Annotated in this window: 13 protein-coding genes; 6 read left to right on the top strand and 7 right to left on the bottom strand. The window is 41.8% G+C overall.

What is annotated here, in order from left to right; genetic code table 11:
* Window positions 1-76: 76 nt before the first annotated feature.
* From tatC to hisIE, 4 genes are all read right to left on the bottom strand, one after another.
* Window positions 77-913 (bottom strand): twin-arginine translocase subunit TatC, encoded by an 837-nt coding sequence (gene tatC / locus VLN09_RS03360; protein WP_325243782.1) that lies wholly within the window; start codon window positions 911-913, stop codon window positions 77-79.
* Window positions 913-1,590 carry a Sec-independent protein translocase protein TatB gene (gene tatB, locus VLN09_RS03355; RefSeq protein WP_325243781.1) on the bottom strand — a complete coding sequence of 226 codons (678 nt, stop codon included), beginning with the start codon at window positions 1,588-1,590 and terminating at the stop codon, window positions 913-915. Before tatB ends, tatC begins: the two co-directional genes overlap by 1 nt.
* A 26-nt stretch (window positions 1,591-1,616) precedes the next feature.
* Window positions 1,617-1,859, bottom strand: a complete 243-nt coding sequence (gene tatA, locus VLN09_RS03350; RefSeq protein WP_198332646.1) for a Sec-independent protein translocase subunit TatA — start codon at window positions 1,857-1,859, stop codon at window positions 1,617-1,619.
* A 190-nt stretch (window positions 1,860-2,049) separates the two neighbouring features.
* On the bottom strand, window positions 2,050-2,889 hold the full coding sequence (gene hisIE / locus VLN09_RS03345) for a bifunctional phosphoribosyl-AMP cyclohydrolase/phosphoribosyl-ATP diphosphatase HisIE (RefSeq protein WP_325243802.1): 840 nt from the start codon (window positions 2,887-2,889) through the stop codon (window positions 2,050-2,052).
* Window positions 2,890-3,359: 470 nt separating this feature from the next.
* Between hisIE and rpmI the strand changes: the two genes are divergently transcribed.
* From rpmI to VLN09_RS03320, 5 genes are all read left to right on the top strand, one after another.
* A complete protein-coding gene (gene rpmI, locus VLN09_RS03340) occupies window positions 3,360-3,557 on the top strand; it encodes a 50S ribosomal protein L35 (protein ID WP_010197866.1) in 198 nt (65 codons plus the stop codon).
* Window positions 3,558-3,707: 150 nt separating this feature from the next.
* Complete coding sequence (gene rplT, locus VLN09_RS03335) at window positions 3,708-4,064, top strand: 50S ribosomal protein L20 (RefSeq protein WP_011281252.1); 357 nt, start codon at window positions 3,708-3,710, stop codon at window positions 4,062-4,064.
* 339 nt (window positions 4,065-4,403) lie between these two features.
* On the top strand, window positions 4,404-5,459 hold the full coding sequence (gene pheS / locus VLN09_RS03330) for a phenylalanine--tRNA ligase subunit alpha (RefSeq protein WP_325243780.1): 1,056 nt from the start codon (window positions 4,404-4,406) through the stop codon (window positions 5,457-5,459).
* Between the two features lie 68 nt (window positions 5,460-5,527).
* Complete coding sequence (gene pheT / locus VLN09_RS03325; RefSeq protein ID WP_325243779.1) at window positions 5,528-7,942, top strand: phenylalanine--tRNA ligase subunit beta; 2,415 nt, start codon at window positions 5,528-5,530, stop codon at window positions 7,940-7,942.
* 266 nt (window positions 7,943-8,208) lie between these two features.
* The gene (locus VLN09_RS03320) at window positions 8,209-8,508 is read left to right on the top strand and encodes an integration host factor subunit alpha (RefSeq protein ID WP_325243778.1); all 300 of its coding nucleotides are present in this window, start codon (window positions 8,209-8,211) and stop codon (window positions 8,506-8,508) included.
* Between the two features lie 180 nt (window positions 8,509-8,688).
* On the opposite strand, the gene VLN09_RS03315 is transcribed toward VLN09_RS03320, so the two are convergent.
* Window positions 8,689-9,045, bottom strand: coding sequence for a hypothetical protein (locus VLN09_RS03315; protein WP_325243777.1), 357 nt, complete (start codon window positions 9,043-9,045; stop codon window positions 8,689-8,691).
* Window positions 9,046-9,584: 539 nt separating this feature from the next.
* Here VLN09_RS03315 and ypfJ point away from each other — a divergent pair.
* Complete coding sequence (gene ypfJ, locus VLN09_RS03310; protein ID WP_325243776.1) at window positions 9,585-10,469, top strand: KPN_02809 family neutral zinc metallopeptidase; 885 nt, start codon at window positions 9,585-9,587, stop codon at window positions 10,467-10,469.
* Between the two features lie 161 nt (window positions 10,470-10,630).
* On the opposite strand, the gene VLN09_RS03305 is transcribed toward ypfJ, so the two are convergent.
* Complete coding sequence (locus VLN09_RS03305; protein ID WP_325243775.1) at window positions 10,631-10,870, bottom strand: hypothetical protein; 240 nt, start codon at window positions 10,868-10,870, stop codon at window positions 10,631-10,633.
* A gap of 320 nt (window positions 10,871-11,190) precedes the next feature.
* Window positions 11,191-12,459, bottom strand: coding sequence for a transcription termination factor Rho (rho, locus tag VLN09_RS03300; RefSeq protein WP_325243774.1), 1,269 nt, complete (start codon window positions 12,457-12,459; stop codon window positions 11,191-11,193).
* Window positions 12,460-12,610 lie beyond the last annotated feature (151 nt).

Genomic DNA, 12,610 nt, shown 5'->3' with positions numbered 1-12,610 from the left:
TGCATAGACAATGGCTGTTTTTGTGCATATATCGCTGACAAGAATAACAATGCGTTATTCCGTATTTATTTACTACTTAAACAGGGTCGCGATCTTCTTTGATTAAAATTCTTGCTAGAAACAATCCCAGCTCAAACAATAACCACATCGGAATGGCAAGCATCAACATCGACACCCCATCTGGCGGTGTGACAATGGCGGCAACTGCAAAACAGCCCACAATGATATAACGACGTTTATCTTGTAAGCTCTGAATGGAGACGATGCCGACCAATATCAACAGCAGAGTGACAACTGGAATCTCAAACGTTATCCCAAATACCATAAAAAGCTTAAGCGCAAAACTCAGATAACTGTCGATATCTGTCATCGGTAAGACATTCTGCGGCGCAAACAGGATAAAGAACTTCAGTACACCTTTAAGTACAATAAAATAAGCAAAGGCTACCCCAGAGTAAAATAAAAATATAGAGGACAGCAGCACTGGAATAGCGACTTTTTTCTCTTTTTTATATAAGCCTGGTGCCACAAACGACCAAATTTGATACAAGATATAAGGCATGGCAAAAAACGCGGCGACGAATATCGTTAAGCGTATCGGAGCCATAAAGTTTGAAGTGATATCTGTGGCAATCATCGTCGAGTTGGCAGGTAACTGGGCAACCAATGGATCCGATAAAAAATCATACAACTCGCGTGAAAAGCCGACCAACGCTAAAAATATCACCAGCACGGCAACACATATTTTAATCAGATGTCGACGTAGCTCAATGAGATGCTCAGTAATAGGCATATCAGCCAACGGACTTAATACGTCGCCCGCTTCATCATTTTTTGCCGTCTCTGTCTTATCTTCAATCGCTGCATCCGTTACCTTTTCTAGGCGACTTTTTTGCCGTTTAAATAAACCCATTATTCATTCTCCTGTTTATTTACAGAAGCTTGTGCATGTAAAGGGCTACCAAAAGAGCTGTTTAATAAAATATCGGCTTTATAATTGGGTAAATAGGGCGCGGCAGGCAAACGACGTGCTTTATCATAAGCACCAAGGCGGAACCACATATTTTCCCACGGCTTAGTTATTAAAGGCTGAACCGGCTGCTTATTAATAGAGGTATCTTTTGCTGCATCACTATTAATGCTAGTCATATCCTGATTTGATGACTGTTGATTGTCGGTTAAGCTATCATCTTGATCATAAGCATAAGAAAACACTTTTGGCTCATTATTGTTTTGTATAGCACTGTCATTATTTTCTTGATTAATAGATGAGGTAATTTTGTCTGAGGCTTTAAGATTCTGACTTTGCGAATATTCAAACTCTTTTATACTGCCACGCATCTCTGCCATTTCACGCCGCATTTCTGCTTCAGTTTGGCGGATTTTAGCCAGCTCTTTTTGCATCAGTTGGCGAGTTTCAGCCAAATCAAGCTCAGCTTCGATTTCGGACTGCAAGGTAGAGACGGTACGGCGAATTTTGGCATACCATTGCCCAGCAGTACGCGCCGCTTGCGGTAGCTTTTCAGGACCCAAGACGATTAAGGCGATAACCCCAAAAAGGAGTAATTCAGAAAACCCAATATCAAACATAATGGCTCAGTATCATTGTCTAGATGCTATACATTATGCTTATCATCAACCTTGGTGGTTGTTGGGCGCTCTTCAGTGTGTGCGTTGCCATCGTGATCGAGCACCACCTGCTTTTTAGCGTGCTCAGTATTTTCGTCTTTGACCGCTTCTTTAAAACCTTTGACCGCGCCGCCCAAATCTTTACCGGCGTTTCTTAGCTTAGAGGTGCCAAATACGACCACCACTACCACTAATAATATCAGCCAATGCGTAATAGAAAAACTACCCATAAAAGTATCCTTTTGTCTTGGTTTTCAGTCTTTATATGCCGACTTTAAGTGTATTGAATAGCGATATATTCCATACACTTAAAGTCGGCATACTATGTGAAGTGAAACAGAGCTATATTATAACCTGCACTTGTGACAAAAAGGTGAAAGCAACAATAATCAAACAGGGCATCGCCCCAGCTTATAAAAGCTATCGAGCCGCCTTTTCATCAATACCTGATAGACCAAAACGTCGACCTAACTCGTTTAATATGGCATCTGATTCGATATCGAACCATGCTAGACCCACCAAGGTATGAAACCAAACATCTGCGACTTCATAGATAAGCTCAGAACGTGCTTCATCATATTGTGCTTTGTCTACATTTTCATCGCAATTAGCAAAATCTTTGGCAGCGATGATACTTTCAGTACTTTCTTCACCCACTTTTTCTAATATTTTATTGAGACCTTTAGCGTATAAGCTTGCCACATAAGAGCTATCAGCATCTGCCTGTTTGCGTTCTGCCAATACCCGATCCAACTGCTGTAAAATTGAGGTTTTATCTGCTTTGGCTTGATCAGCATCAGAACTGACTAAGCTATTAGCTGTCGCATTGTTGGTTTGTGGATTATTAGCTACTTCAGTTGAATGATAAATATCAGCAGGATTTTTTAGTACTTTATCAACCGTTTGCCATTCAGGCATGCTCCCAGACAAGTTCAAACGCTGATAAAAACAAGATTCTCGACCAGTATGACAAGCAATACCGCCTACTTGAGTGACGCTAAGGACAATCACATCGGCATCACAATCCAGACGAATATCATGTACACGTTGAGTATGTCCTGATGATTCACCCTTGTGCCATAACTTGGCACGTGAACGCGAAAAATAAACCGCCGTCTGCGTTTGCGCGGTCAATTGTAGCGACTCAGCATTCATCCAAGCCATCATCAAAATACGTCCTGACTCATGATCTTGCGCAATTGCAGGAATCAAACCATCAGCATTAAAATTTACGGCAGTCAGCCATGCAGGTAAAGTCATCATTTATCTGTCGTCTTATAATTGGAAAGAAGTAAAGTGTTTGTTAAATAACAGGATTCAGAATGCGCTATGTTAAAGCTTTATTAAGACGCAATCACTACTTAAACATAGCTTAGACTGACATTCAATATTTTAATGACATTCAATAAATGACAATTATACCTGAGCTGCATTTTGATAGACCAATAATTGTTAATTAGTCATAACAGATTTGTGAACACACACTTTATTTTTAAGCTTTTATTTATATAATATTTGAAGATAACCTAGGCTAAAGGTTATTCGTTTTCAGCACGAAGAGTCGGTAAGAGTAGGGAGCAAAACTTTCCTTGGCAAAACAGCGACCTATCTGCTAAAATAGCGCCTCCCACCTCGAGGCAAATAGAGGTTTAGTGCTTGTTTTTACAGCGACTATTCTCTTTTAACTATTTGACGACCAGGTTCTATCAAAGACAAAGAGGCAAATCATCATGAAAGTTAAGATGAAAACCAGAAGCGGTGCAGCTAAACGCTTCAAAAAAACAGCAAACGGCTTCAAGCGTAAGCAAGCAAACAAAAGCCATATTTTGACCAAGAAATCAGCTAAGCGTATTCGCCAGTTGCGCGGTCTTAAGATGGTGGACAAGTCTGACGAAGCAGCAGTTCGTCGTATGTGCCCATACATCTAATAGGCTATCGTCATTTATCTTTAATTAAGCGCTGTTTAATTAATAGCGACTGAATTAAAAATTCCTGACTTTGCAATCTGATAACGATGTCTATTATTCAATGGCATCGTGACTCGTTTAACAGTAATTAAAGAAATCTTGGAGTAATTTATGGCCCGTGTAAAACGTGGTGTACAGGCGAATCGTCGTCACAAAAAAATCCTAAAACGCGCAAAAGGCTACTACGGTGCCCGTTCACGTGTTTACCGCGTAGCGGTACAAGCAGTGACCAAAGCTGGTCAATATGCTTATCGTGACCGTCGCAACAAAAAACGTACCTTCCGTCGTCTTTGGATTGCACGTATCAATGCTGGTGCACGCTTAAACGGCTTAAGCTATAGCCGCTTTATCAATGGTATGAAAAAAGCCAACATCGCAATCGATCGTCGCGTACTTGCTGACATCGCTATGCATGATGCAGCGACTTTCACAGCATTGGTTGAAAAAGCAAAAGCGGAACTAGCATAAATATTAACCTTTCTTTAGGTATGCTGCTTGTTAAGTCATTATTTATAAGTAGTTATCTATATGGATAGGAATAATATTGATTAATAGTACGATATTAATAAAAGCTACCGCTGGTCGGTGGCTTTTTTTATATAACATTGTCGGACAGCCAATTTTTTAGCGCTATAATTACATACCCTTTTATAAAACAGCATTTATTGTTGTCTAAATTATCGTCGTCTAAATATTCAAGCCATTCATATCATTAATATTATTGTCACATGAATGGGTAAATGGTTTGCAATATTTGGTCAAATCCCTACCATTAACAGTTCGTCTAAATCAGGAATGATGCGTCTTATGACTACCCCTGCTGCTAACAACGATTTGTCGGCGCTACCGACCTTATCCTCAGAGCTCAATGAGCTTAATGAAGCCCTGTTAATTGAATTTACCAGTGCTGCTGAGGCTTTAATTTTACAAGTCACCGATGTGCGTTTATTACAAGATTTACGAGTGCAATTGACCGGTAAAAAGAGCCCATTAACCGGTTGGTCAAAGCAGATGGGTAAGCTTAGTAGCGATGACAAAAAAACCTACTGTGGCTGGTTACATGAAGTGCGTAGCCGTATTCAAGACGCATTGACAGCACAGCAGCAGCAGCTAGAAGTGGCGGCACTCAATGCCAAACTTGCAAGCGAAAGTATTGATATTACATTGCCTGCTCGCGGTGGTCAAAAAGGTCATTTGCATCCGGTAACGATGATTACTCAGCGTATGCAGCAGTATTTTATACAAGCCGGCTTTAACGTCGCAACCGGTCCTGAAGTTGAGAGCGACTATTATAACTTTGAAGCGCTCAATATCCCGTCGCACCATCCTGCACGCGCGATGCATGATACGTTCTACTTTGATGCGCATTATTTACTGCGTACGCACACCAGTCCGGTACAGATTCGTACGATGGAAAAGAATGAACCACCGATTCGCATTATTTGCCCCGGTCGTGTTTACCGCAATGACTCGGACCAAACCCATTCACCGATGTTCCATCAGCTAGAAGGGCTTATGGTTACTGAGTCGAGCACTTTTGCTGAGCTCAAAGGTCTGATTAGTGAGTTCTTAGAAGCGTTTTTTGCCAAAGAGCTGACCGTTCGTTTCCGCCCTTCATTTTTCCCATTTACCGAGCCTTCTGCTGAAGTCGATATCCTAGACGATAATGGTAAATGGCTTGAAGTCATGGGCTGCGGTATGGTGCATCCACAAGTACTGACCAATTGCGGTATTGATGCCGAAAAATATACTGGCTTTGCCTTTGGTATGGGTATTGAGCGCTTTGCGATGCTGTATTACGGTATCGATGATTTGCGCCTGTTTTTCCAAAATGACGTGCGCTTTTTAAAGCAGTTTGGCTAGATTTTCGTTAATAATACGTCACCCTTTATTCTAAAATATTTATTATAAAATTCTGATCCGAGATACTTATGAAAATTAGCGAACAATGGCTACGTCAATGGGTGAATCCCAACAATAACAGTGAACAGTTGGCAGACCAACTAACGATGGCAGGACTTGAGATTGATGATCGCTATGCGGTTGCTCGTGCCTTTAGTGGTGTGGTCGTCGGTGAAGTTATCAGCGTCGAGCAGCATCCAGATGCCGATAAATTGCGCGTGACGCAGGTTAATATTGGTGCAGCTGAGCCGTTACAAATCGTTTGCGGCGCGCCCAATGTGACTGTTGGTATGAAAGCACCTGTTGCGACCGTCGGTGCTGTTTTACCTTCTGATAACGGTGCGGGCTTCCACATTAAAAATGGCAACTTACGCGGTGTCGACTCGAACGGTATGCTCTGCGGTGCTTCTGAAATTGATTTAACTGATAGCATAGACGGTTTGCTTGAATTGCCAGCTGACGCCCCAATCGGTATGGATATCCGTGAATATTTGGGCTTAGACAATCAAATCCTAGATATCTCTATTACTCCAAATCGCGGTGATTGCTTTAGCGTACGTGGTATGGCGCGCGAGATATCAGTGATTAATGATTTGCCGTTACAAATGCCAAATATCCCTGATAATAGCGATGTTACTCAAAACGAAGCTATGCAAAATATGCCAGCTGTGACAGTCAGTGCGGTAGAAGCTTGTCCACGCTACCTTTTACAGTCGATAAGCAATATCGATCGTACTATCGATACGCCAAAATGGATGCAAGATGCACTAGTGCAGTCAGGACTACGCTCGCACAACTTTTTAGTTGATGTGACCAACTATGTGTTGATGGAATTGGGTCAACCGTTACATGCGTTTGACGCTGATACTATCGAGGGCGATATCGTTGTGCGTTTGGCACAGCCTGAAGAAACCATTACCTTACTCAATGAGCAGACCATTAGCTTAACGGGTGATGAATTGGTCATTGCTGATGATAAAGGCGTACTTGCTCTTGCCGGTATTATGGGTGGTCAGCGTAGTAGTGTTACCGATAGCACCACCAATATTGTGTTAGAGAGTGCCTTCTTTAATCCATTGGCTATCGCTGCGCGCGCACGCCGTTTTGGTCTGCATACCGATGCCTCACAACGTTTTGAGCGTGGTGTCGATTTTGAATTGCCAACGCTTGCTTTAGCGCGTGCTGTTGATTTGATTACTAGCGTTACAAGTAGCCAAGCAGGGCAAGTTTTAGTAGTGGAAAATAGCGATCATTTGCCTGTACGTGCGCCTATTACATTACCAATTGCTAAGGTTCGTGATGTCATTGGCATTGAGATTGAGCCAGCAATCATGGTACGTATCTTAACCCAGTTAGGGTTTGAAGTAGAGCAGCAAGTAGATAGCCTTATTTGTACGCCGCCATCGTATCGCTTTGATATGAGCATCAAAGAAGATTTGATCGAAGAGATTGCTCGTATCTATGGCTATGACAATATTCCAAGTATATTGCCGCATTTGCAAGTCAGTATGGATTATGACGATACCGCAGACTTGACCCATGAGATGAAGCTAGCATTGGTCGATAATGGTTATATGGAAGCGATTAGCTTTAGCTTTAGTGATGCCAAACTAGAAGCCTTGCTTGATGATGAAGCATTGGGTGCAGTGTTGGCATTGGCAAATCCTATTTCCAGCGATTTGGCGGTGATGCGTCGTACCTTGCTATCAAGCTTATTGCCATGTGTGCAATATAACCTAAATCGCCAGCAGTCACGCGTGCGTTTCTTTGAAACAGGTCTGAGCTTTGTCGGTCATAGTGTTAGTGATTTAGTACAAACGCCAAGTATTGCCATAGTGGCAGTGGGTGATGTATGGGATGAGCAAGCTTATCAAAACCGTGCGCTAGATTTTTATGACTTGAAGCATGATATTGAGCAGTTATTGCCGGTGAAAATGGCGAGCTCACGTATTCGCTATGAGCGTAGTGGACTAAATTTCCTTCATCCTGGACAGAGCGCTAAGCTATATATTGATGACCAATATATTGGCTGGCTTGGACAATTGCATCCCAATACGGCTAAGCAACTAGACCTACCTGCTACTTGGGTTGCGCAGTTGTCACTGGCACCATTGCTAACGCTTGCTCGTGAGCAGCATAGCATCGCAACGCCAAGTAAGTTCCCGCAAGTACGCCGCGATATTGCCATCTTGGTAGATAATGATATTAGCCTACAGACATTAGAGTCAACCATACGTAATGCGGCAGGTGCGCTTCTGAGCGATTTATGGTTATTCGATGTTTACCAAGGCGATAAAGTACCAACGGGTCAGCGTTCGTTAGCTTTTGCCTTGATATGGCAAGATAAAGCACAAACCCTATCAGATGACGTTGTAAAAATGGCTACTGACAATGTGGTACAAGCGCTAACGGTTCAGCATTCAGTACAGCTGCGCGACAGTTAACCTTTCATCATAAAAGATGCGTGCTCTATAGCCCTAATATAAACAGGGCTATAGAGCGTTTTTAATTTTATGATTGCCAAGAACCATCTTTTATATCGACTGTTTTTTATATAAATTTTCAAAAATGAGTTAAGTGGTTATTAATAAAGGATTTTAATGTAGACTTTATTAAAAATACGCGAAAAAACCTTTATAATAGCTAACATTAATTCTCATACCGCTAAACCATGATATTCGACATCACGACATAGCATAGGAGTCGTACTGTGAGCACCTTAACCAAATCTGACATGATTGAGCATTTGATGAATCATCTAAACCTAACGCGCCAAGAAGGTCGCTGTTTGGTAGAGAATTTCTTTGACGAATTGTCAGAGAGTTTGATTGATGGCAAAGAGGTCAAGCTTTCAGGCTTTGGCAACTTTGAGCTTAAAGACAAAAATAGCCGCCCAGGTCGTAACCCTAAGACAGGGGAGCCAGTTGCGGTATCGGCGCGCCGTGTGGTGACCTTTAAAACAGGGCAGAAATTCCGCCAACAGGTCGACGAGCGTTTATTTGATCTATAATAGTCATAGCTAGTGATTAAAAATGATGGTTATGACAGTCATATGTTAAATTGACTGTCATAGCCATCATTTTTTATGCGACGACGTTTTAGTTTTATAAAACATAAATTTCAGACATAAAAAAAGAGAGCTTACGCTCTCTTTTTTTTAGTGCAGTATTTTTATTTATGAAAATAAAAATTACTGAGCTGGTTCTTCAACTACAACTTCGTCAGCTGCGTCTACAGCTGGAGTTTCGCTAGCTACGTCAACGCTAGTAGTAGTACCGTCTACAGGTACTTCAGCGTCCATTTCGTCAGTAGCAGTAGCAACTTGTGCTTCAGTGATGTCAGCTGCAGCGGCATCAACAGCAACTTCAGCTTCAGCAGGAACAGCTTCGCCTTCAGCAGCAGCTTCGTCTAATTGCTCAGAAGCGTCAGTCACTTCTTCTTGCGCGTCAGATAAATCTTCAGCAGCGTTTTCTTTGTTGCTATCACAGGCAGTTAAGCCCATAGTTGCAGTCATGATACCAGCTAGAGCAAGTAATTTTAAGTTCATAGGTTTTCTCCGGGATAATTGAATGAGCAGTAGCAGCAAAAAAAAGGTCGAATGTCCGAGATGTCTCAGATATTCAACTAGTCTTAGTCACAGCTACTCAGCTTCCACGCATTCTATATGATTTCTTTCTTCATGGAAAGAGGTTGTACAATTAAGTTACAATAAAATTGTAAACGAGGTTTTTCTTTACTCATATTACATAATTCTTAATACAATAAATCAAATTAATCGACGTATAATCAACGACATCAGGCTATTTGAAATAAGGTATCTATGTCTTAATATTCTTACTCTTATCTATCTGTATTCTTACTCTAGGATAAATGGCATAGGGATTGAATGAGTAAATTCATACAATAGTAGTCAATTATAAAGAAAGCTAGGAGCACAACGAATCAGCGAAAAGTGATTGGTTAATCTATTACACATTATGCTAGCTGCTTAAAGGGTTGAATCACAGGACTGAGCTAAAAATTATATAACATCAATAATAATTGGTACATACAACGTAAAGTATCGGATTTTTTGGGAGTGAAACTATGAAATGGCAAGGCAGACGGGGCAGTTCTAACGTACGTACCAGTAGTGGTGGCGGTAAATTAATTGGCGGCGGTATCGGCGGTATTATTATCGCTGGTATTCTATGGCTAGTATTTGGGGTAAACCCGATGACCGCATTACAGACCGGTCAAGAGGTCGCAGGCGGTGGTAGTACATCCACTGAGCCTGCAACCAGTGACGACCGGGATACACAGTTTGTCAAAGTGGTGTTGGCAGATACTGAAGCAGTCTGGCATCAGATATTCAATGAGGGCGGTAGCACTTATAAAGAGCCATCATTAATTTTGTTTAATGGGCAAGTCAGTTCTGCCTGTGGTAGTGCCAGCTCAGCGACCGGTCCTTTTTATTGTCCAGGTGATCAGACAGTCTATTTAGATACGTCGTTTTTTGTAGAGATGCGCCAAAAGCTCGGTATTTCTGGTGATATTCAAAATTCGGGCGATAGCGAGAATCAAAACAAGGCTGGAGATTTCGCTCAGGCCTATGTTATCTCTCATGAAGTAGGTCATCATGTGCAGACTTTACTCGGTATTACTCAGCAAGTGAATGAAGCCAGTCGTCAAGTGACGAGTGCGCAAGCGAATAAATTGTCTGTACTACAAGAGCTGCAAGCTGATTGCTTTGCTGGTGTTTGGGCACAGCGCAATCAAGAGCGTGTACAATTTTTAGAAGCAGGAGACATCGATGAAGCCATCAATGCGGCTGGTCAAATTGGTGATGACCGCTTAGCACGTGCAGGCGGCGGCGCGGTAGTGCCTGATAACTTTACTCATGGTACTAGCCAACAACGTGTAGAGTGGTTTACGCGTGGTCTAGAGAGTGGTAACGTCCAATCTTGTGATACGTTTAGTGGTGCTTTATAGCTCGATTTTATAAGCTAATCTAGAAAGATTGCTTGTTAATCAAATTAAAACTACTAGATACAAAAAAGCCTGCAATTAGTTGCAGGCTTTTTTATCAGCTAGTTGGCTAGGTAATATCTTCAATTAAAATATATGTGCCAAAATAGCTGCTTAAAAACTGATTATCTGGTTTGGTCATAAATATAACCACCAGTACCGCCGATAACTGCACCAGCAATTGCGCCACGAGCGATGTCTTTGCTGTCGCCTTTACTTGTAATAAGCGCACCGGCAGCCGCACCAGCGGTGGCAGCTTTAGCGGTATTGCTCAAACCGCTGTTGTATCCGTTAGTAGCACAGCCACCCATGATAAGAGCAGAGCTAGTAATTGCCGTCATTGCGATCATTTTAGCAAATTTCATAATATTACCTATTAATTCATCAAATTTAAAATACGATATCTTGAAAATATGATGTCCATAATATTTTCAAATGTATTCCTACTATCCATCATAATAGTCGGTTAGTGGCTACATATTCGTAGTAGAAACGCTAAACTTTGCAAACGAGCTGTAATTGATGTTGCCACACTGTGTCATCAAGCGAGATTCTGCCTGATACTGGATAGTTGTATCGGAAATAGATATGCTAATATTTTGATAATCATTAACGAAAAAGACCGCCTAGTGGCAGTCTTAATATGAATCAAATATATGAATGAGTTTAGCAGAATGATTACAAATTAATTTTGTGACTTGCGTTTCATTTGCTCAAAGAATTCGTCGTTGGTTTTGGCTTCTTTTAAACGGTCCAACAAGAACTCGGTTGCTTGTACACCATCCATCGGTTGAAGCAGTTTACGTAAAATCCAAACCTTACGCAGTTTGTCTTCGTCCAGTAGACGCTCTTCGCGGCGCGTACCAGATTTTTTAATATTAATCGCAGGGAAGACACGCTTTTCAGCCAAGTCGCGCTCAAGGGTAATCTCTTGGTTACCGGTACCTTTAAATTCTTCAAAGATAACGCTGTCCATCTTACTACCAGTATCAATAAGGGCACTGGCAATAATGGTCAAGCTGCCGCCTTCTTCAATATTACGAGCAGCACCAAAGAAACGTTTTGGACGCTCAAGGGCATTGGCATCCAAACCACCGGTCAACACTTTACCTGATGAAGGAATAACGGTGTTATAAGCACGGGCAAGACGGGTAATTGAGTCAAGCAGAATGACCACGTCTTGTTTATGTTCAACCAAGCGCTTGGCTTTTTCGATGACCATTTCAGCGACTTGTACGTGACGTTGTGGCGGTTCATCAAAGGTAGAGGCAACCACTTCACCGCGTACAGTACGTACCATCTCGGTGACTTCTTCTGGACGTTCATCAATCAGTAGTACGATCAGATAACATTCAGGATTGTTACGTGTAATCGACTGAGCGATTGTCTGTAGTAGCATCGTTTTACCCGCTTTTGGCGGTGCGACGATGATAGAACGCTGACCTTTACCAATCGGTGCAATCAGGTCGATGATACGACCAGTCAAGTCCTCAGTGGTACCGTTACCAAGCTCAAGCTTTAGCTGCTCAGTTGGAAATAAGGGTGTCAAGTTCTCAAAAATAAGCTTATGACGTGAGCGATCTGGCGTATCAAAGTTGATCTCACCAACCTTTAGCAGCGCAAAATAACGCTCAGAATCTTTTGGTGGACGAATCGTACCAGCGATACTGTCACCGGTTTTTAGACTAAAGCGGCGAATTTGGCTAGGGCTGACATAAATGTCGTCAGGACCTGCTAAATAAGAGCCTTCTGATGAGCGCAAAAAGCCAAAACCATCAGGAAGAACCTCAAGCACGCCGTCACCATAAATGGCTTCACCATTACGGGCATGGGTTTTTAGGATAGCAAAGATAATGTCTTGCTTACGGCTACGCGCCATATTATCAAGACCCATCTCTTTAGCGATGGCCAATAGCTCAGCGATTGATTTTTTCTTTAATTCAGTAAGATTCATAGATAGGTCGTTAGCAGTTGATAAGATGAGAGATGCCATTATTAGCACAAATCACGATATTAATTAAAACAATGGTATTAGGGCGATAGAGGGTATATATACAGAGTTGAGGTTTATATAGGTTTGATTTTACGTGTCAGTTTATGAGGCT

The sequence above is a fragment of the Psychrobacter sp. genome, assembly GCF_035469765.1.
Classification (GTDB): domain Bacteria; phylum Pseudomonadota; class Gammaproteobacteria; order Pseudomonadales; family Moraxellaceae; genus Psychrobacter.
The sequence above is the reverse complement of the archived record's forward strand: the minus strand, read 5'-3'. Positions and strand labels throughout refer to the sequence as shown.

What these genes read in the sequence shown, in the direction of transcription:
- ypfJ (WP_325243776.1), top strand. Translation starts at nt 9,585, where the DNA reads ATGAAATGGCAAGGCAGACGGGGCAGTTCTAACGTACGTACCAGTAGT.
- pheT (WP_325243779.1), top strand. Translation starts at nt 5,528, where the DNA reads ATGAAAATTAGCGAACAATGGCTACGTCAATGGGTGAATCCCAACAAT.
- tatA (WP_198332646.1), bottom strand. Translation starts at nt 1,859, where the DNA reads ATGGGTAGTTTTTCTATTACGCATTGGCTGATATTATTAGTGGTAGTG.
- tatC (WP_325243782.1), bottom strand. Translation starts at nt 913, where the DNA reads ATGGGTTTATTTAAACGGCAAAAAAGTCGCCTAGAAAAGGTAACGGAT.
- pheS (WP_325243780.1), top strand. Translation starts at nt 4,404, where the DNA reads ATGACTACCCCTGCTGCTAACAACGATTTGTCGGCGCTACCGACCTTA.
- VLN09_RS03315 (WP_325243777.1), bottom strand. Translation starts at nt 9,045, where the DNA reads ATGAACTTAAAATTACTTGCTCTAGCTGGTATCATGACTGCAACTATG.
- tatB (WP_325243781.1), bottom strand. Translation starts at nt 1,590, where the DNA reads ATGTTTGATATTGGGTTTTCTGAATTACTCCTTTTTGGGGTTATCGCC.
- rplT (WP_011281252.1), top strand. Translation starts at nt 3,708, where the DNA reads ATGGCCCGTGTAAAACGTGGTGTACAGGCGAATCGTCGTCACAAAAAA.
- hisIE (WP_325243802.1), bottom strand. Translation starts at nt 2,889, where the DNA reads ATGACTTTACCTGCATGGCTGACTGCCGTAAATTTTAATGCTGATGGT.
- VLN09_RS03305 (WP_325243775.1), bottom strand. Translation starts at nt 10,870, where the DNA reads ATGAAATTTGCTAAAATGATCGCAATGACGGCAATTACTAGCTCTGCT.
- rpmI (WP_010197866.1), top strand. Translation starts at nt 3,360, where the DNA reads ATGAAAGTTAAGATGAAAACCAGAAGCGGTGCAGCTAAACGCTTCAAA.
- rho (WP_325243774.1), bottom strand. Translation starts at nt 12,459, where the DNA reads ATGAATCTTACTGAATTAAAGAAAAAATCAATCGCTGAGCTATTGGCC.